Source organism: Novacetimonas sp. GS1 (assembly GCF_036686925.1).
GTDB classification, from domain to species: domain Bacteria; phylum Pseudomonadota; class Alphaproteobacteria; order Acetobacterales; family Acetobacteraceae; genus Novacetimonas; species Novacetimonas hansenii.
Window position 1 is genome coordinate 2,735,001 of the sequence record NZ_VSZP01000001.1, and the last position, 19,747, is coordinate 2,754,747.

Annotated in this window: 20 protein-coding genes (1 of these 20 running past the window's edge); 11 read left to right on the plus strand and 9 right to left on the minus strand. The window is 61.2% G+C overall.

Annotated elements, in window-relative coordinates:
- From FYB92_RS11995 to spt, 3 genes are all read left to right on the plus strand, one after another.
- Positions 1–1,703: the 3' portion of a fatty acyl-AMP ligase gene (locus FYB92_RS11995; RefSeq protein ID WP_181920726.1), read on the plus strand. 34 nt of this gene lie to the left of the window's left edge; only the last 1,703 of its 1,737 coding nucleotides appear in the window; the start codon falls outside the window, past its left edge; its stop codon occupies positions 1,701–1,703.
- Between the two features lie 217 nt (positions 1,704–1,920).
- A complete protein-coding gene (locus FYB92_RS12000) occupies positions 1,921–2,172 on the plus strand; it encodes an acyl carrier protein (protein WP_003618505.1) in 252 nt (83 codons plus the stop codon).
- A gap of 5 nt (positions 2,173–2,177) precedes the next feature.
- The gene (gene spt, locus FYB92_RS12005; protein ID WP_332828738.1) at positions 2,178–3,389 is read left to right on the plus strand and encodes a serine palmitoyltransferase; all 1,212 of its coding nucleotides are present in this window, start codon (positions 2,178–2,180) and stop codon (positions 3,387–3,389) included.
- On the opposite strand, the gene FYB92_RS12010 is transcribed toward spt, so the two are convergent.
- Complete coding sequence (locus FYB92_RS12010; RefSeq protein WP_332828739.1) at positions 3,364–4,350, minus strand: hypothetical protein; 987 nt, start codon at positions 4,348–4,350, stop codon at positions 3,364–3,366. The two genes, spt and FYB92_RS12010, sit on opposite strands and share 26 nt — an antisense overlap.
- A gap of 7 nt (positions 4,351–4,357) precedes the next feature.
- Positions 4,358–5,335, minus strand: a complete 978-nt coding sequence (locus FYB92_RS12015) for a diacylglycerol kinase family protein (RefSeq protein WP_332828740.1) — start codon at positions 5,333–5,335, stop codon at positions 4,358–4,360.
- A gap of 184 nt (positions 5,336–5,519) precedes the next feature.
- Here FYB92_RS12015 and FYB92_RS12020 point away from each other — a divergent pair, with 184 nt between their 5' ends.
- The 8 genes from FYB92_RS12020 (at position 5,520) to FYB92_RS12055 (ending at position 13,071) form a co-directional block, all read left to right on the plus strand.
- Positions 5,520–6,431 (plus strand): metallophosphoesterase, encoded by a 912-nt coding sequence (locus FYB92_RS12020; protein ID WP_332828741.1) that lies wholly within the window; start codon positions 5,520–5,522, stop codon positions 6,429–6,431.
- Positions 6,431–7,669, plus strand: a complete 1,239-nt coding sequence (locus FYB92_RS12025) for an LptF/LptG family permease (protein WP_048858922.1) — start codon at positions 6,431–6,433, stop codon at positions 7,667–7,669. Before FYB92_RS12020 ends, FYB92_RS12025 begins: the two co-directional genes overlap by 1 nt.
- The gene (locus tag FYB92_RS12030; protein WP_003618491.1) at positions 7,666–8,784 is read left to right on the plus strand and encodes an LptF/LptG family permease; all 1,119 of its coding nucleotides are present in this window, start codon (positions 7,666–7,668) and stop codon (positions 8,782–8,784) included. Before FYB92_RS12025 ends, FYB92_RS12030 begins: the two co-directional genes overlap by 4 nt.
- Positions 8,781–9,563, plus strand: a complete 783-nt coding sequence (locus FYB92_RS12035) for a sterol desaturase family protein (protein ID WP_003618490.1) — start codon at positions 8,781–8,783, stop codon at positions 9,561–9,563. Before FYB92_RS12030 ends, FYB92_RS12035 begins: the two co-directional genes overlap by 4 nt.
- Positions 9,560–10,357 carry a nucleotidyltransferase family protein gene (locus FYB92_RS12040; RefSeq protein ID WP_062808758.1) on the plus strand — a complete coding sequence of 266 codons (798 nt, stop codon included), beginning with the start codon at positions 9,560–9,562 and terminating at the stop codon, positions 10,355–10,357. Before FYB92_RS12035 ends, FYB92_RS12040 begins: the two co-directional genes overlap by 4 nt.
- Positions 10,358–10,767: 410 nt before the next feature.
- Positions 10,768–11,298, plus strand: a complete 531-nt coding sequence (locus FYB92_RS12045; RefSeq protein WP_408902366.1) for an MmcB family DNA repair protein — start codon at positions 10,768–10,770, stop codon at positions 11,296–11,298.
- Positions 11,299–11,350: 52 nt separating this feature from the next.
- Positions 11,351–12,139 carry an inositol monophosphatase family protein gene (locus FYB92_RS12050; RefSeq protein ID WP_048859330.1) on the plus strand — a complete coding sequence of 263 codons (789 nt, stop codon included), beginning with the start codon at positions 11,351–11,353 and terminating at the stop codon, positions 12,137–12,139.
- A gap of 152 nt (positions 12,140–12,291) precedes the next feature.
- Positions 12,292–13,071, plus strand: a complete 780-nt coding sequence (locus FYB92_RS12055; protein ID WP_062808756.1) for a lipid-binding SYLF domain-containing protein — start codon at positions 12,292–12,294, stop codon at positions 13,069–13,071.
- Positions 13,072–13,198: 127 nt separating this feature from the next.
- On the opposite strand, the gene mltG is transcribed toward FYB92_RS12055, so the two are convergent.
- The 7 genes from mltG to FYB92_RS12090 all read right to left on the minus strand — a co-directional run bounded on the left by mltG (position 13,199) and on the right by FYB92_RS12090 (position 19,743).
- On the minus strand, positions 13,199–14,188 hold the full coding sequence (gene mltG / locus FYB92_RS12060; protein WP_075624444.1) for an endolytic transglycosylase MltG: 990 nt from the start codon (positions 14,186–14,188) through the stop codon (positions 13,199–13,201).
- 51 nt (positions 14,189–14,239) lie between these two features.
- Positions 14,240–15,526: a beta-ketoacyl-ACP synthase II gene (fabF, locus tag FYB92_RS12065; RefSeq protein ID WP_003618478.1), complete on the minus strand. Its 1,287-nt coding sequence runs from the start codon at positions 15,524–15,526 to the stop codon at positions 14,240–14,242.
- A gap of 72 nt (positions 15,527–15,598) precedes the next feature.
- Positions 15,599–15,838, minus strand: a complete 240-nt coding sequence (locus tag FYB92_RS12070) for an acyl carrier protein (RefSeq protein ID WP_003618476.1) — start codon at positions 15,836–15,838, stop codon at positions 15,599–15,601.
- A gap of 269 nt (positions 15,839–16,107) precedes the next feature.
- Positions 16,108–16,869: a 3-oxoacyl-[acyl-carrier-protein] reductase gene (gene fabG, locus FYB92_RS12075; RefSeq protein WP_332828742.1), complete on the minus strand. Its 762-nt coding sequence runs from the start codon at positions 16,867–16,869 to the stop codon at positions 16,108–16,110.
- A gap of 71 nt (positions 16,870–16,940) precedes the next feature.
- Positions 16,941–17,912, minus strand: a complete 972-nt coding sequence (gene fabD, locus FYB92_RS12080) for an ACP S-malonyltransferase (RefSeq protein ID WP_075632075.1) — start codon at positions 17,910–17,912, stop codon at positions 16,941–16,943.
- 65 nt (positions 17,913–17,977) lie between these two features.
- A complete protein-coding gene (locus FYB92_RS12085; protein WP_332828743.1) occupies positions 17,978–18,505 on the minus strand; it encodes a YdcF family protein in 528 nt (175 codons plus the stop codon).
- The gene (locus tag FYB92_RS12090) at positions 18,505–19,743 is read right to left on the minus strand and encodes a class I SAM-dependent methyltransferase (RefSeq protein WP_332829014.1); all 1,239 of its coding nucleotides are present in this window, start codon (positions 19,741–19,743) and stop codon (positions 18,505–18,507) included. Before FYB92_RS12090 ends, FYB92_RS12085 begins: the two co-directional genes overlap by 1 nt.
- Positions 19,744–19,747: the final 4 nt, after the last annotated feature.

Consider the following 19,747-nt stretch of genomic DNA (forward strand, 5'->3'; position numbering starts at 1 on the left):
AGCCGCGACGCTACGGCGATTTCGATACCTTCCTGCAGGCGCTTGATTACGCCGCGGAAGGCGAAAGCGGTTTCAATATCTACTCGGGCCGGGGTGAACTGCTAGAGGCACTTCCTTACCGCACCTTGCGCGAGCAGTCCCGCCAGGTCGCACAGCGCCTTTTGTCGCTGGGACTGCGGCCGGGGGACCGGGTTGCAATCGTTGCGGAAAGCGATGGGGATTTCGCGCGCATCTTCTTTGGTTGCCAGTATGCCGGCCTGATCCCGGCCCCGCTGCCGTTGCCCGTGGCATTTGGCGGGCGCGAAGGGTATGTCGCAACCCTGCGTGGTATGGTGGCAAGCGCGGATGCATCCGCACTGGTCATCGCCTCCATCATCGCCTCGTGGAAGGACGAACTGGTCGAAGGGTTAGACCTGCGTTTCGCCGGTGTCCCCGAGGATCTGCTGGCCACGCCGATCACCGTGACCGACCTGCCAGAAGTCAGGGCTGACGATATTTCCTACCTGCAGTTTTCATCGGGCAGCACACGCTTTCCCATGGGGATCGCGGTCACGCAGCGTTCTGGCATGGCAAATGCGCATGCCATCGCGCTGAATGGCCTGAAAGTGCGTGAAACCGGGGACCGCTGCGTTTCATGGCTGCCCCTCTATCATGACATGGGGCTGGTCGGGTTCTTTCTGACCCCCATGACGTGCCAGTTGAGCGTTGACCTGCTGCCGACACGTGAATTCGCACGTCGCCCCCATGTCTGGCTGGACCTGATCAGCCGTAATCGCGGCACGATTTCCTACAGCCCGTCCTTTGGTTACGAACTGTGCGCGCGGCGGGCGACCTCCATCTCACTCGACCTGTCGTGCTGGCGGGTGGCGGGCATTGGCGGTGACATGATCCGCTATCACATCCTGGAGGATTTCGCGGAACGTTTCGCCGCCTCCGGCTTTGACAGTCGCGCCTTTACCGCAAGCTATGGCATGGCGGAAACAACCCTTGCCATCAGTTTCGTCCCGCTTGGTTCGGGTATCCAGACCGATACGATCGACCTGCGCATCCTGGAAACGCAGGACATTGCCTCCCCTTCCAATGACCCGTCACAGATGTTGCGCACCTTCGTCATCTGTGGGGAGGTCCTGCCCGGTCACGAGCTTGAGATCCGCGACAGCGACGGCAAGGTCGTCAAGGACCGGCAGCTTGGGACAATCTTTGTGCGTGGCCCCAGCCTGATGCAGGGCTATTTCCGTCAACCGCAGGAAACGGCCAAGGTCGTTGATGCCGACGGGTGGCTTAATACAGGCGACCTTGGCTATATGCTGGACGGACAAGTGGTCATCACCGGCCGCGCCAAGGACCTGATCATCATCAATGGCCGCAATATCTGGCCGCAGGACCTGGAATGGTCAGCCGAAACGGAAATCGCCTCCCTGCGCAGTCGTGACGTCGCGGTCTTTTCCGTGGATGAAAGCGAAGGGGAAAAGATCGTTGCCCTGGTCCAGTGCCGCGCCACGACCCCCGAAGCGCGCGAAACCCTGCGCAATGAGACCGCCAGCCTGTTCCGGCGCCAGCACGGCGTCGATGTTTCGGTCATCCTTGTGCCGCCCCACACCCTGCCGCAGACGTCTTCGGGCAAGCTGACACGCGCACGGGCAAAGGCAATGCTGCTGTCAGGGGCGTTCAAACCGATCGACACCACCATTTCCGTGGCCTGAGCCCATATCCGTTCCCGTCATGTGGCGGGAACGGATGCGCGGCTGACAGGTTAAAGCGGCACTGGTCAAAATACCGCTTTTCAATCATAAGGGGTTCCTTCATGGGGGGACACCATCTGGCGCGGCCCCCTGTTCCGGAAAACCCCGGACTCTGGCAACGACACGCTGACCCCCTTTTCGGTGATATCCGGCAGGGTCATGCCATAAGGATGTAATAATGAGTGAAACGGTAGCGGACGTCTCGGCCATCATTGTGCAGACACTGCTGGCGAACCCCAAGGTTCCCCGTGATATCAATGGCGGCAGCAAGATCGTCGAGGATCTGGCTTTCGATTCACTGGCCGTCATGAATTTCGTCATGGAAATCGAGGACAAGCTCGACGTCTCCGTCCCCCTCGACCGGCTGGCGGATATCCGCACGATTGATGATCTGGCCGCCTGTATCGTTTCCCTCAAACAGGCGTCCTGATTCGCATGTCCATTTTTTCGAAATATGAGGGGCTGTCACGTTCGCTTTCCGCCGTGACAGCCGGGGGTGGGCGCAACCCGTTTGACGTGGTGATCGAACGCCCGATTTCCTCCACCGTGGGGCTGATCGAGGGACGTGAAACCCTGCTGTTCGGCACCAACAACTATCTTGGCCTCAGCCAGTCACCCGCCGCGATCGAAGCCGCCGTCGAAGCCGCACGTAAATATGGGGTCGGCACGACCGGATCGCGCATCGCGAACGGCACGCAGGGACTGCATCGCCAGCTTGAAGCCCGGCTTGCGGCATTTTTCCGCCGTCGCCACTGCATGGTGTTCTCAACGGGGTACCAGGCCAACCTTGGCACGATCTCCGCACTGGCGGGCAAGGATGATTACCTGCTGCTTGATGCCGACAGCCATGCCAGCATCTATGACGGCAGCCGCCTTGGCCATGCACAGGTCATCCGTTTCCGCCACAACGACGCCGATGACCTGCGCAAGCGGCTGCGTCGCCTTGATGGTACTCCCGGCGCCAAGCTTATCGTGGTGGAGGGGATCTATTCCATGATGGGCGATGTCGTGCCAATGGCGGAATTCGCACAGGTCAAGCGTGAAACCGGGGCATGGCTGCTGGCCGACGAAGCACATTCCGTGGGCGTCATGGGCGAACATGGGCGTGGCGTGGCCGAAGCCGACGGCGTGGAAGACGACATTGATTTCGTTGTCGGCACCTTTTCCAAGAGCCTTGGGACCGTCGGCGGTTACTGCGTCTCCAACCATGACGGGCTGGACCTGATCCGGCTGTGTTCGCGGCCTTACATGTTCACCGCCTCCCTGCCGCCGGAAGTTATCGCCGCAACCATGGCGGCACTTGATGAACTGGAAAACCGGCCGGAACTGCGCCATCAACTGATGGACAATGCCCGTCGCCTGCATGCTGGGCTGAACGCCGCTGGCCTGCGGACTGGGCCGCAGGCCAGCCCGGTTGTGTCCGTCATCCTTGATGATGTTGAACAGGCCGTCATGTTCTGGAACCGGCTGCTGGACCTTGGGGTTTACGTCAACCTCAGCCTGCCCCCCGCGACGCCGGACCAGCATCCGTTGCTGCGCACCTCCGTCATGGCGACGCATACGCCTGCACAGGTCGATCAGGCCGTCAGTGTTTTCGCCGCCGTGGCCGGGGAACTGGGCATCAATCGCGCGCCTGTTTCCGCCTGAAGAACCCTGCCTGTCGCAACGACCATAACAGATGCGGCAGGCAGATCAGGGGGTGACGTTCGGCAAAGGGTGACAGCGGCAGGTCTATGCCGGAATGCCGCTTGATTTTCCACGCGATGTAACGCGCGCCACCGGAAAATGTGAACGTTCCTTTTGCAAGGCGGGCGATATTCAGCGGCTGCCCCATTTTCTGGCGCAACCACCAGCCATCCAGCATTCCCCTGCGCCAGACCTCATCCACCTGTGGCACAAGCACATCGCCCTGCACCATAAAAGGCAGCCCATCAGCACGCCACGCAGCGGCAAGCAGTGCGCGGTAACGTACCTCATGCCCCTGCACGATGGCACGTGGGCGTTTACGGTTATTTTCGACACGCAATTCCGCGCCATAGGTATTTGAAAACAGCGCGTTCCAGAACTCTTCGGGCTGCCCCCGCCGGGGACCAAGCGCCATGGCCCAGCGCGCGGCCATCGCCACGGCGCGAATCAGGCAGGCCAGGATGGTATCGGCGGCCACCGCATCGCGCACCCAGACCAGACGCACCGGCTGACAGAAACGCGCCCATATGGTGGTATCCAGCGTTCCCCGCCCGGTCATCTGCCGAAATTGCGCCAGCGTCAGGATCGCGACCTTCGCACGCACCATCCGTCCATCCACCAGCCGTTCATGATATTCCACATTGGGTGGTAAAAGCCGGTTGGCCGTACGCGCCCAGCCCCCGGCGGGCCAATCGGACAGATGTTCGACGATGATATAGAAATCCAGTATCCCATCCATATCCGGCTGTCGCAGGGCGGAACCATAAAACAGCACCCCCAGCGGCCGCGACGGGCCAATCATGGCGGTAACAAAGGATGTAATATCAGGCGCGACCGGCTGGATCAGTTCGGACACCAGCAGATGCGCGATTTCGCCAGCAGCACCAGCATCAGGGGGGCTGGATGTCTGTTGTGGGATCATTTTTCCCTCATGCCTGAATAAAGTCGATGGGAGGCGTGGCCGACAGATAGGTCACGCCATCGGGGCCGGAATCCATGACTTCACCATCAAGCACGAAATCCTCCTTCATCTCCAGCCGTATCCGCCGTGCGCAACCACTGTCATACGCAGCATTACGCCGCAGCCACGTCGGCACGCGCCCACGCAGCAGCGACATCACAGCCCCCGTCAGGCGCGGTGGCCCCCCTGCCACATCAAGGTACCAGATACCGTCACCATGCGAATCATGCCCCTGCCAGAACGGCCACACACCGTGCGGCAATTTCTGCAATGTCGTCGCCAGGAACAAAAAGCACGCGCCATTACGCCTTGGGATATCCTCCACCGTGACGGCGACCTGATCTCCATGCAGCCATTCCTGCCGGGAACGGCGCGAGAGCAGGTGCGCGATGGAGGAACAAAGCGTCACAATCACCGCCATTTCATGCGAATACCGATCAAGGATCGCAGGCTGGTGCGCCAGTTCGATACCACGCCGGAATGCGCCCCCCCCGTGAAACATACCCACGACAGGCAGGCGTTGCGGATCGCTCCAACTGACGACAAGACCACGGCGACGACGGATATTGCGCCGCATATCCCCCCCTGCCGCAAGGTGGTTGAGCCGTGATAGCGCCTCCATCCCACGCAGGCCGAATCCCACGTCGCCCGCGATCAGGTTCGTATTGCCCGAAGGCAGGATCGCGATTGCGGGAAGGTTGTCCGGACGATAGTAATGATGGACCGCGCTGAGTACATGACTCAGGGTGCCGTCCCCCCCATCCACGACGATACATTGCACATTGCGCCGGGCAAGGTCGGCCACGGTATTCACCAGTTCGTCAGGTGCCCGCGGTGTAAGGAAATTGTCACCCAGCGACTGCCGGGCCATCATGCTGTAATGTTCATTCCCGCTTCGATTCCGCCGACTGCGCGGATTATGGATAATGACGAAGCGTGGTGTCACGGGTGATCCCAATCGTATAGAAATTTGACGTACGGGTCATAAGCAACCATCTGCCTTTTATTGCAAGGCAGGAAAACCCGCCCTTCTCGACATATATCGCGTCGAGATGGCGTGTCCCGGTCATCGCAAAGCCTGCAAAGCCGCCATTCTGGCGCATCCAGACGCATCCAGGGGAAAGTGCCTTTTGACCGATATTCTAATTGCACATGCCTCCGATCCGCATCTGGCAATCGACACATTGCGCATCCGTGCGGGGGATCTCCTGAACAAGCGGGTGCTGAGTTACCTGTCATGGCAACGCAGGCGGCGTATCCACCGCACGGCCGCCCTGCAACGTGTCATGGAAGATATTGCGGCCCATAACGTCGATATGCTGGCCCTGACCGGGGACCTGACCAATCTGGGCCTGCCTGACGAATGCGCGCAGGCGGAACGGTGGCTGTCACGCCTGCCGATGCCGGTCACGGTGGTGCCTGGCAATCATGATGCACTGGTCAGCAGTGACTGGCACGCCACCATCGGCCGGTGGAGCCCCTGGATGGGCCCCCTTCCCTTTCCGTTCGTCCGTCGGGTCGGGCCTGTCGCCCTGATCGGCCTCAATTCCGCCCATCCCACCCCGTGCTTCAACGCATCGGGCGACATTGGCGCGCATCAGGCCGCACGGCTTGCCGCCGTGCTGGAGGAAACCGGCCAACAGGGGCTATGCCGCGTGATCATGATCCACCATCCGCCGCTGGCGCACCTGACATCGCGGCGCAAGTCCCTGCGGGATGCCGGCAGGTTTGGCGCATGTATCGCACAACATGGTGCGGAACTGGTCCTGCATGGCCATACCCATGTCTCCACGCTTGCCACACTCCCGGGCCGCAATGGCCCGGTGCCTGTCATGGGCGTGGCGTCCGCATCCACCGATACGTCAGACCCTGCACGCGCGGCATCATGGAATCTGGTGCATGTCTCCTCCCTTATGACGGGCTATCGTATGGAAATCACACGCAGGATCATGCTGCCCGATGGAAAGGCCACCACCACGCCACCGATTATTTTCACCTTCGCTGCTTCATCACCGGCCCTTTCGGGTATAAGCACGCCCTGATGAACCTTCCTCCGTCCATGCGCCGTGGTTTCCGGGGACTGATGCCCGGAACGCTGGATCATTACCTGCTGCAGCAGGTCACCCCGCCATTTTCCATCTCGCTGGGCGTGGTGATGGCGGCGTTGCTGCTAGAACGGCTTCTGGCGCTGTTCAACCTGCTGGCGTCCAACGGCAGTTCGATGAAGACGTTCGTATCACTGCTGACGGACCTTGTGCCCCATTATCTCGGCCTTGCGCTGCCAGCGGCCATGTGCGTCAGCGTGTTTTCCGTTATCCGCCGGATGAGCCAGAACCACGAAATCGACGCCCTGATGGCCAGTGGCGTGTCGATGTTCCGCATTGCGCGGCCTTTCATCGTCGTGGGGGCCATCCTCGGTGTGCTCAGCTTTTCGCTCTATGGGTTCATACAGCCTTATGCCCGTTACAATTACCGCTCGGCCCTATATTTCGCCAGCCATAGTGGCTGGGCCCCCCACCTGCAATCGCACATGTTCGCCGCCCCGTCACACGACCTGATGCTGACGGCGGAAAAGGTGGATGATGCGGGATCACGGATGTTCAAGGTCTTCATCCGTGACAACAGCAACCATGACCTGACGCGTTATATCACCGCACGTAAGGGATATCTTTACATCCCCAATGATGAAGACAAGATCCGCCTTGACCTGATCGACGGGACCATCATTACCGACCGGCATGACAAAAGCCCGAGCGTCATTCATTTCGACCATACGACGGAACTGTTTTCCCCGCATGCGCAACTGGACAAGCTGAAGGCATATCGCACGCGTGGGCAGACGGAACGTGAACTGACGCTGCCTGAACTGTATCGTGGCATCCGTCATGGCATGCCGGGCATCAAGCATTCCTATCTTGTCGCTGAACTGCATTTCCGCCTTGCGCGGACGCTGGCGATCCCGTTCATCCCGCTGCTTGCCTGCGCACTGGCCGTTATGGCGAAACGACAGAAACGCAGCCTTGGCCTGCCCATCGCGGCCATCGCGCTGGTCGGGTTCGACCATACCCTGCAAATGGGCCTCAGCCTTGTTGCGAACGTGCATATGTCGCCATTACTGGTGATCTGGCTGCCGACACTGGTTTTTGGCATCGGCTGCGTCTGGGCGCTGATATGGCGATGTGGCGGCATTCGCATTCTGATGATGCCCGAACACCCCGCGGCCCGCCGCACATTGTCGCCTGATGGCCTGCCCGGGCGTATTCAGGATTCACATTCATGATGCGTCGGGTCATGCGCGCCCTGCTGCCTGGTGGCGGCGTCCTGGTGGGATACCTGACGCGCGAACTCCTCTCCAAGATCTTCATCACCGCCGCGGTCATCATCGCATTGATGGAAGTCCTGGCGCTGCTGGAGGAGGTCACGGAAATCATGAGCCGGCATCTCGGCCTGTCCGGGGTGCTGTATTACGCCGTGATCCGCCTGCCGCTGCTGTTTGGCAACGCCATGCCGCTTGCGGTGCTGATCGGGGCACTGATCACGCTGGTGCAGTTGACGAGTTCGAACGAGATTTCCATCATGCGGGCGGCCGGCCTCTCGACTGCGGGGCTGTTCCGCCTGTTCCTGCCCGCCGTGCTTGGCCTTGGGGTCTTATGCGTGGTGGTGGACGATCAGGTCGCCCCGCGGAGCGAGATCGCACAGGCGCGGTGGTGGAACAGCACTGCCCCCGCCCCCAACGGGGTGACGCGCGACGTCTGGTTCCGCACGGGCATGACACTGGTCAATATCGGCGGCGTTGCCCATGGCGGGCGGGAACTGCATGACGTCACCGTCTATCGCCGTGATGATGAAGGCGCCCTGCAGAAGGTCATCCACCTGCCGACAGTCCGTTATTTCATCAACCGGTGGAGCGGCGTGCCCGATCATGCGCTGACGGTCCTCAGCCCCACACGGGTGGAAGATGTCGCGTTGCAGGACGATACGCGCCTCACACTTGACTGGCCACGCGCGCTGACACCTGACGTGCTGCTGCAGATGTCGGAGAATACGCCGCTGTCAATCATGACAATGGTGCGTGTCCTGCATAATGCTTTTCCGTCAAGCCAGTCCCCGGCATTCTTCATGACCGAAATACTGGGTCGTATCATGTTACCCCTGACATTTACGGTTATGCTGTTATTGGCTATTCCTGTGGTTTATATCCCCCCCCGGGCCGGAGCACGTAGTTGGCTTCCTGTATGGTGCCTTGGGGCGGGACTGGTATTTGTCGTATTCCAGGGGTTATTGCGGGCACTGGGCAATGCCGGTACGCTTCCCTCTGTGGTGGCGGTTTTTGTCGGGATCGTAATTTTCATTCTCGGCGTTGTGACAGTGCTATTGAGGATAGAAGAGAGATGATTACCAGCACCCTGAAGAATACATCGCTCAGGACGGGGCGCAGCTTCGACCTTGGGAAGATGAATCTTCGCCAACTGTGGATTGCCTACCTCACCTATCCGACCATTCTGCTTTATTTCGCACTGGCGCTGTGCAGCTTTGGCATCATGGTCCATACATTCGTCTCATGGCTGCCGGTCGTCATCAGCGTTTCGTCGGTTGTCCTTGTCTATCCGCTGGTCTGGTATGCCATCCACCGCTTCATCCTGCACGGACGGTTTCTGTATCGCCTGAAATGGACATCCGCCCTGTGGAAACGCATCCATTTTGACCACCATCAGGACCCGCACCTGCTTGATGTCCTGTTCGGTTCGCCCCTCAATACCATTCCCACCATCGCGATCGTCACCATTCCCATCGGCTTTGCCATCGGGCAGATCGCAGGTGCTGCCGCCGCATTCGGCGCGGGGCTTACGATCACGTGCATCTATGAATTCTTCCACTGTATCCAGCATCTTAATTACAAGCCGAGAATGTCGTGGATACAGCGTATGAAGCAGCGCCATGTGCTGCATCACTTCCACAACGAAAACGGCAATTACGGCATTACCAGCTTCATCGCCGACCGGCTGTTCCGCAGCTATTACGTTGATGCGAAAAGCTGCCGACGCAGTCCCAGCGTCTTCAACCTGGGATATGATCAGGCCGAGGCGCAACGCTACCCATGGGTCATGGACCTGACCGGTTCACCGCCACGCGACCGCCCCGATGGTGCGAATCCGAACCGGAACGCCGCATGAGCACCACCAGTGCCGGGTTGAATGTCCTCATCCTCGCGGGGAGCAGGCGCGGCATACGCGATCCCATGGCGCAGGCTGCGGGCATTTCGCACAAGGCCATCCTGCCGGTCTGTGGCCGCCCGATGATCACGCGGGTATGTGACGCCCTGATGCAGGTACCAGGACTGGGTCGGGTTGTAGTGTGCATCGACAGCCCCGACGCCATACGCGACGCCGTCCCCCCATCCGTGACATTCATCCCCGAGGCCGCAGGCCCAAGTGCAAGCGTCATGAACGCGTTGGGCATACTCGGCGCGCCCCTTCTGGTCACGACGGCGGACCATGCCCTGCTACGTCCCGAATGGATCACGGCATTCATTGCCGATTCCACCCGCGCGAATTGTGACATGTCCGCTGGCATCGCACTGGATACGGACATCGCGCGCGACGTGCCGGATACCAAACGCACGATGATCCGTCTGGCCGATGGTGCTTTTTCGGGTTGTAACCTGTTTTTCCTGCGTACGCCTGCCGCGATGTCGGTGCTGAAACTATGGCAGCGGCTGGAAAACGACCGCAAACATCCCCTGCGCATGGCGCGCCTTCTGGGGCTGGGGATACTCCTGCGTTTTGTCCTGCGCCGCCTGACGCGCGCGGCTGTATGCGATCGCATCGGCCATCTGACCGGCGCACGCGTTGGCCTGATCCCCATTAATGACGGTCGCGCCGCCGTGGATGTGGACAAGCCTGCCGACCTCGAACTGGTAACACGCCTGATCGGACAGGAAACCACAATCGTTCACCAAAACGTCTGAAAAACCGTTCGGAAAGGCGAAATATCGCGTTTTTAAAAGAGTGCCACCCAAATATCTTTTATCAACAGGTTGTTTTCAAACGGTTCCTTAGAGACTGTTTAAAAAGTCAGGCTCGATAACACCCTGAAATTATAAAGGTTTTTGGTGAATCTTTTTCCAAAAAGCTTCAGAAGACGCCGCTTTTTTGAAAAAAGGCAGCACCCAAAAATTTTTCTTGTTTTTTATCAATGACTTGTTTTCAAACCCTCTCTTAGAACGACAGACGGAAGACCCGGCCGAAATTAATAATTTTTGTGGGATTGTCCCCAATAATTTCAAAAGGCCATGTCTTCAGGCGCCTTTGGGAAAAAGCCTTTCCTGACACCGAAAACTTTTCTGTATTTACACACCGTTTCCCGGGCGGGCCTTTCATGCCATCAGACACCCCCATGCGCGCGCCCGATCCAGCCTTGACCACCGCCGACATACAACCCGTGATCCGGCGCGCGATTGCCCATCTGTGCGGACAGCATGACTGGGCGGTGCTGCACGAAATGCCCCTGCCAAACCGGCGGCGCGCGGATGTCATGGCCCTCAGCCCGAACGGGCAGTTCACCTGTATCGAAATCAAATCCGGATTGCCCGATTTCCGCGGCGACCTGAAATGGCCGGAATATCGCCCGTGGTGCGACGCATTCTATTTCGCGGTGCCACAGACCTTCCCACAAGAGGTTCTGCCACAGGATGTCGGCATCATGACCGTCGATGTCCCCATGATGGCTGGGTTCAGGCATATGATTGCCGATGCCGCCATCATGCGTCCCGCCCCGCACCACCCATTACAGGCGGCACGACGGCGCAGCGTAACACACCGTTTCGCCATGCTGGCGGCGCAGAGGCTGAACCGGATGGAAGACCCCGCACTGGCCACGGTGCGACACACGGCACTACGTTCGGAATGACAGGTCCAAAACTGCCGCGCGGTAACGCAGTAAAAGTAAGAAAGGAAAGCCCATGTCCACTCCCATTCTTTACCGGTTCGAAGCCGCCCGTTCGGTCGTGCGCGACGCCGCCGCCCTTGCGATGAAAATGCGCCCCGCCCCCGGCGGCCCGCAGGCTACACAGAAGGCTGCCCAGGACTGGCTGACTGAAACCGATGGCGCAGTGGAAGCCCTGATCTCCCAGCGGATTGGCGAAATGTTTCCCGAGGATGGGTTCCAGGGCGAAGAAGAGGGACGCACCCGCACCGGCAGCCTGCGATGGGTGGTCGATCCGATTGACGGGACATCCAATTACGCGCGCGGGCGCAACCGCTGGTGCATTTCCCTTGGTCTGATGGACGGCGACACCCCCATCGCAGGCATTATCGAGGCCCCGGCCCTGGGGGAAACCTATACCGCGATACGTGGCCATGGGGCATTCCTGAACGGGCGGCGTATCCATGCTTCCCCCGTATCGGACACCGCCAGTTCCCTGATCGAGATGGGATGGAGCAACCGCGTCGGACCCGGTGTGTTCCAGCAGAAGATTGATGCCATCCTGGGCCTTGGCGCAATGCCACGTTCCGGCGGGTCCGGGGCCATTGCCCTGGCCGAAGTCGCATGTGGGCGGCAGGACGGCTATCTGGAGATGAGCATCAACCTGTGGGATGTCGCCGCCGCCCTCGTCCTGCTGGAGGAAGCGGGCGCGCGCGTGTCGCCGTTCCTGCGTGATGGTGGGTTGGAAGGGGATGCGACCATCCTTGCCGCGGCGCCGCATATTGCCGATGCACTGTCACGCGCGGTTGGCGTATCCATGGATTGATGGGCGTCGAACATTGACATAACCAACCATCATTCGGCCATGAAAGCGGGCCATGTCCCATCATGGGGTGGGACAGGCCCGTTCATGCCACGGTCCGGCACGATCGAAAGGGAGCACAAGGCGTGCGTAACGGTTTCTTCGTCAAAAGTTTAATGGCCGCAGCCCTGCTTGCGCTGCCCTGCAATGCCGCCATGGCCGCAACCGCGACCATGGAAAAGGAACAGAACCTTGTCGATAGGGCCACGCTGGCGGTACGGGACATCTTTTCCGGGGCAAAATCCACCAGCAAAATCACCCGCTACCTTGCACAGGCACGCGGCGTGATCGTATGTCCGTCCGTCTTTCGCATGTCCATCGCCTTTGGCGGCGGCAGCGGTGGATGTGTCCTGCTGACACGTGATGCGCGTGGATCATGGTCCGACCCCGCATTCTATACCATTGCAACCGCTAATTTCGGCCTGCAACTTGGCATGCAGGATGCCGAAATCATGATGTTCGTCATGACCGATAACGGTGTGCAATCGCTGCTCGACAGTCAATTCAAGTTCGGGGCCGATGCAGGGACATCCTTTGCATCCTCCGGTTCGGGAATCGAAAGTGGGACGGCAGGATCGCATAACACCGACATTATGGGCGTACAAAAATCAAAGGGCCTGTTCGCGGGCGCAGCCCTTGGCGGCTCCAAGCTGAAGGTCAACAGCCCCGCCAACCGGGCATATTACAGCCAGGTCGTCGGGCCGGAAGACATCGTGATTTCCATGCGCGTCAACAATCCGGGTGCCGACCCCCTGCGCAGCGCGCTGAGCGAGGTCCTGACAACAGCGCAGGCCAATGTCCCCGCAGGCGCCAACGCAACCACGACCACCAGCCAGCCCGTCGCCCAACCCGCACAGGCAGGACAGGTCCACAGCCAGGACCTACCCAGCCAGTAAGCAGCGGGTCAATTGGCAAAAACAGGCGTTCATGGGCGCTGCCTTCGTCGAAAGGCAGCGCCATGAAATCCCTGATTTTACATCATATCAATATGTTGCCCTGCAACGACATCGCAGGCCAGAATCTTCAGGGCCTGCCTGACATCTGATGCGCCCTGAATTCACTGACATGCCTGTTATGGTCGCCAAGGCTGCTGGCGAACTCATGCCCGCCATGACCATTGGCCACAAAATACAGCATCGTCCCGTCCGCCGGATGGGCCGCCGCCTCCAGCGCGGCAGCGCCGGGGGAACATATGGGACCGGGCGGCAACCCCGGTATGACATAGGTATTATAGGCCGTGGGCGTAATCAGATCCGTATGTGACAGTGCATGCCCCAATGGCCCTGCCCCCTGGTTCAGGCCATAAACCACAGTCGGGTCCGATTGCAGCCGCATCCCCTGATGCAGGCGATTGAGAAAGACACGCGCCACCATCGGCCGTTCCTCAGGCAGGGCGGTTTCGCGTTCAACCATGGAGGCCAGGACCAGCAGCGCCTGCGGGTCCGCAATGACGGGATCGGGCACGCGCCCTTCCCATGCATGGGCCAGCGCACGCTTCATGGCGCGCTGCATACGCTCCAGCAACGCCGCACGCCCCGTCCCCCATTCATAATCATAGGTCAGGGGCATCACACTCCCCTCCGCCGGGGGGATGAACGTCCCGTCCAGCGCGGGCGCATCCGACAGCAATGCCGCAATCTGCAGGGCCGAGCGTCCCTCCGGAATGGTCAGACGATGAATGACCGGTCTGCCATGACGCAATACAAACAGAACCTGCTGCATCGACGCATGGGCGGGAAAGGTAAGTTCGGCGGCATGCAGCGCCCCGTCAGGACGGGTCAGGCGTACTGCAATACGAAAGACGGGATGTATCCATGCATCATCGGGAAAGAGGCCCGCAGCCTGAAGCGAGGCATAGGCACTGCCTTCGCCCCCTTTGGCCACCACAACCACACGCGCATCAGGCAACGGCCCAGGGCGGGTGAATACCCATGCCCCGAACCCGATACCCACCAGCCCCGACAGAACCAGAACAAGAAAAACAAGACCCAGTCCGGCCAGAACCTTACGCACGTTACCCCTTTCGCGTCATCTCCGCCCGGCAGGGCTTTTCAGGCCCAGTGGTCAGACACCACGCAGGATGATGCTGGCGTTTGTCCCGCCAAAGCCGAAACTGTTGGACAGGATGGTGTCAATGCGACGTTCCTGCGCTTCATGCGCGACGCGGTCGATCACACTCTCACGCGATGGGTTGTCAAGATTGAGCGTGGGCGGCGCGACGTTATCGCGAATCGCAAGGATGGAATAAATCGCCTCCACCGCGCCAGCCGCCCCCAGCAGATGCCCGATGGCCGACTTGGTGGACGACATCGCAAGCTTGCGCCCATCATCGCCAAACAGGCGCTCAACCGCCTCAAGCTCCAGATCATCTGCCATGGTGGAGGTGCCATGTGCATTGACATACTGGATATCGGCAGGCGTCAGACCAGCACTGCGCAATGCCCCCTGCATGGCGCGGAACGCGCCATCATGGCCGGCTGCGGGCGCGGTGATGTGGTGGGCGTCGCCCGACATCCCGTATCCCACGACCTCGGCATAGATTTTTGCGCCACGTGCCTTGGCGTGTTCATATTCTTCCAGAACGACAATGCCTGCACCTTCGCCCATGACGAACCCGTCACGGTCGCGATCCCACGGGCGGGATGCCTTGGCAGGGGTGTCGTTGAAATGGGTGGACAGGGCCTTTGCGGAACAGAATCCGGCAATGCCGAGTTCACACACGGCGGCTTCCGCGCCGCCCGCGACCATGACATCGGCATCGCCCAGCATGATCATGCGCGAGGCATCGCCGATCGCATGCACACCGGTGGCGCAGGCCGTCACCACGGAATGGTTCGGCCCCTTGAAACCGTATTTGATGGAGACATGCCCCGACACAAGGTTAATCAGCGCGGAAGGAATGAAGAAGGGCGACAGGCGTCGCGCGCGACCTTCCTTTACCGTGACCGATGCCTCGTAAATGGTCTGTAGACCGCCAATCCCGGAGCCGATCATGACACCGGTGCGGCAGCGGTCTTCCTCGGACTCAGGCTTCCAGCCCGAATCCTCGACCGCCTCGGTTGCTGCCACCAGACCCAGATGGATGAAGCGATCCATCTTTTTCTGGTCCTTGACAGGAACCCAGTCAGAAAGAGTCAGGCAATTATCTTCGGTGGGCCCGGTCGGAACCTCGCCTGCGACATGCGCCGGCAATCCTGACGGATCGAACGCGGAAATGTGGCCAAAGCCGTTTTCCCCCGCCACCAGACGTGACCAGTTATGTTCAATCCCCAGCCCGAGCGGACTGACGATGCCCATACCGGTCACAACAACGCGTCGCTGCTTCGACGCCAATCCGGCAGACTGTATCAACCCGACCTGCTCCCTGAATCCAACAATACCTGACTGTTTCTTTACTCAAGCCATGAAAGCCGCAATCGCAGCTCAGGCGGCCTTCTGCTTCTCGATGTAATCAATCGCGTCCTTGACGGTCGTGATCTTTTCCGCCGCATCTTCGGGGATCTCAACGCTGAAGGCTTCCTCGAACGCCATCACCAGTTCAACGGTGTCCAGGCTGTCGGCGCCCAGATCGTCGATGAAAGAGGCGTCCGGCGTCACCTTGCTTTCGTCAACACCAAGGTGTTCGACAACGATCTTCTTAACCTTATCGGCAATTTCGCTCATCTGTCTCTGCTTCCTGTCTGCCCCTGAAGAAACGGGCGGTTCGAAACTCATTCGTCCTGGTAACGTCCCGCAAACCGGAACTGCGGGAAAAGCGTCCGGCCCGCTTCGGACGAAGCTGCGGGCGATTAGCACGGTTTGCGTGTCCCCGCCAAGGCGATCATCGCATTTCCTTGCGCCAGCGACGCATCCTGTGGGGATACGCCGCCCCGTTCACCCTTCTTTTTTGCCACTTCTGGCCCGGTGTCCAGCGAAATTCTCTACATCCCGCCTCAGGACATCGCCATGCCGCCATTGACATGCAACGTAGCGCCCGTCACCCAGGCCGCCTGTGGTGATACAAGGTACACCACCGCAGAGGCAACATCATCGGGCTGTCCCATCCGGCCCAGAGGAATCGCGGAAACCAGCTTTTCCTTCTGCGCATCAGGCAGGACATCGGTCATCGCCGTCTGGATGAAGCCCGGCGCCACCACATTGACGGTCACGCCACGCGCGCCGGCTTCCTGCGCCATGGACTTGCTCATGCCGATCATGCCTGCCTTGGCGGCGGAATAGTTCACCTGCCCCGCATTGCCCGTCACCCCGACGACAGAGGCGATATTGACGATACGCCCGCTGCGGCGACGCAGCATCCCCTTGAGCGTCGCGCGCGACAGGCGGAACGGCGCCGACAGGTCCACATCCATGACGCGGCTCCAGTCCTCGTCCTTCATGCGAATCGCAAGTGTATCGCGTGTCAGCCCGGCATTGTTGACAAGGATATCAAGCGGCGCACCGGCTTTTTCCTCTGCCGTGGCGACCAGGACATCCGCCGCCGCCGCATCCGACAGGTCGGCGGTACAGACATGCAGCCGCCCTTCATCCGTGCCTGCGTCGCGCACGATGGACGCCGCGACATCGCGCAGGACCTGTTCACGCGTGCCAGACAGGACAACACACGCCCCCTGCCCATGCAGCGCACGTGCGATCGCACTGCCGATTCCACCCGACGCCCCGGTTACAAGCGCCACCTTTCCATCAAGCCTGAACATATGAACAGCCATTTTCCTTGCTATTGGGATGGCGGCCCGCGCACCTGCCGGGCCGCCGCAACTGGTGCGCCTCAGCGCGCTGCCAGGAAAGCCTCGACATCCGCGGGGGTTCCGACCGAACATGTCGCCACATCGCCATTGATGCGCCGCACAAGGCCAGACAGGACCTTCCCCGCGCCGATCTCCACGAAACTGTCGACGCCCATCGCAACCATTGCCTCCACACTTTCACGCCAGCGTACGGTGCCCGTAACCTGCCGCACCAGCAGGTCGCGGATGGTGGCGGGGTCCGTCACCTTCGCCGCCGTCACGTTGGCAACGACCGGGATGACGGGGGGGCGGATATCCTCACGCGCCAGCGCATCGTGCATGGCCTCGGCCGCAGGTTCCATCAGGGAGCAGTGGAAGGGCGCGGAAACCGGCAACGCCAGCGCGCGCTTGACCTTACGTGCCTTGGCAATGGCGATCGCGCGTTCAATGGCTGCACTCTCACCCGCCACGACCACCTGGCCGCCGCCATTGTCATTGGCGATCTCGATCACCTCGTGTCGGTCGGGCCGGCCTTCTTCCTTTACAACCGCGGCTTCCTCGCAGATGGCGCGGGCCTGTTCAAGGTCAACGCCGATCAGCGCGGCCATGCCCCCCCTGCCCACAGGAACCGCCTTCTGCATGGCCTGCCCACGCACACGCAGCAGGCGTGCCGCCTGCGTCAGGCCGAATGCCCCCACCGCCGCCAGGGCGGAATATTCGCCCAGCGAATGCCCCGCCACCAACGCGACCTGCGTGCGCAGATCCACACCGCCCTCGCGCTCCAGCACACGCAGCACGGCCAGAGAAACCGCCATCAGCGCGGGCTGCGTGTTTTCCGTGCGGGTCAGCTCCTCGATCGGGCCTTCAAACATCAGTTTCGACAGATGCTGGCCCAGCGCATCGTCAACTTCCTGGAAAACTTCACGCGCGGGCGCGAACGCATCGGCAAGGTCGCGTCCCATCCCGACGGACTGGCTTCCCTGACCGGGGAAAATAAAGGCTTGCACAGGCATGGCTGTCGTGTCCCGCTTAATGTTCAAAAAATCCCTGCGGTGATGGCGGCACGACGCCCCCCCTGTCAATCATGAGGTGATGTCGCGCGTGCCCGCCGCACCAGCATCAGCAACACATCCCATGGCAGGGCCGCCCCTTCGCGCAGGCGCCAGAACCATCGTCGCGGCACCGAACGCGCGGCCGGATGCCGTGGCGGTGGAACCCGCACCACACGCCACCGCGCAAGCGCCATCAACACCATGCAGCGCGGCAGGTGATAGGCACTGCTGGCGACGGCCACCGGCCCGTCATGCCCGATTGCGCGCAACAGCCGCGAACATGCCAGCACCGAGTCCAGCGTATCGCGCGCCGTCTCCTCTGGCATGATGTCCCCATCCGCCACGCCAAGCTCACGCAGCAGCCCGGCCATGACCCGTGCTTCCGACGGCAGGCCGTCACGCGGGCCGCCTGTCGGGATCAGCAGGGGATTTTCACAATCGCGCGCGAACGCCGCCGCCGCCTCCACCCGCAGGCGCAACGTGCGCGAGGGTGTCCCATCCGGGCGGACCCGCGCGCCGAAGATGACAATCGGCAGGCGGCGGCCGGCCCCCATCAGCGTGGGGCGCGCAACAAGACCCGGTTCAGCCCGGACAGGGTGGTAAACATCGTGCGCCAGATGGTTGCAAACCGCGCGGCAGAGATACCGCGCGTTTCCATGATGGCCGCAAGGTCGCCCACCGTGCGTTCCCCGTCGATCAACGGCAGCAGTCCGCGCGTCTGCGGCGGCACCGCGACAGGCACCACCAGCGTGCCGAACGCGAAAGGCAGCCGGTCATCAGGCCCGATCTGTTTCGCAAGCTCGACACCGGGGATTTCACGCATCACCGGCACGGCATCACCGGCCATCGGGTCCGCGCGCGTTACCGGCGTATCGGCACGGGTGACATACACCACATGTGTGGCCATGTTGCCCGCGATGTCCTCTGCCACGGCGGCGCGCTGACGTTCGGACATATCCTTCAGGCGCGCACGCAGGCGCGGATCGGGCAGCAGCAGCGCCGGATCGTAACGCAGTGGTTCCATCAGGCATGCAACCGCCAGCCCCGCCCGGTCCAGCAGGCCAAACAGCGCCGTGACGTCATACGCCCTGTCACGTGGATTGAGCAGCAGGTCATAAAGCCCGGCATCCCCGCCCGTCAGATGATCGCCAAAGTTGGTGTTCTGGCGCAGCCATGCGGTTGTCGGCAGATGGCGCATGACCCGCCGCGCCACATCCAGCCTGCGCGCGGGTGCTTCCTCCAACGGGGCCAGGCGCGCCAATGCATCTTGCAGCATATACACGCCGGTCCGGCCATAAGGCGCATAGACCATAAGCCCCATGCCGCCCCCCGGCGCCAGCATCCGCGCAAGGCATGACAGCACCGCATCGGGGTCCGGCAAATGATGCAGCACGCCACAGCAGTCGATGTAATCGAACAGGCCAAGGTCCAGCGCATCCAGATGCGTCAGGTCCCCCGGCACGAAACGGATATTGTCCAGCCCACGCGCCTGCGCGCGTTCACGCGCGATGCGCAGGGCGTGTTCCGAACGATCGACGCACACGACCTCGCCCGGGCGTTCATCACGCGACATGTGGGTGGCCAGCATGATGGCCCCATCCCCCGTGCCACACCCCGCGACCAGCGCACGCAATGGCTGCGAACGCGCGCGGGTCGCACCAAACACCCAGTAGTCGATTTCACGCAGATGGCTGGGGCTGCCGATCAGCAGCCGCCGCGTCTCGTCCCGCGGGTCACGCTCGGGATAGGGATAGACCTCGTACTGGGCCGCCAGTCCCCCCGTCGCGCGCATCGCC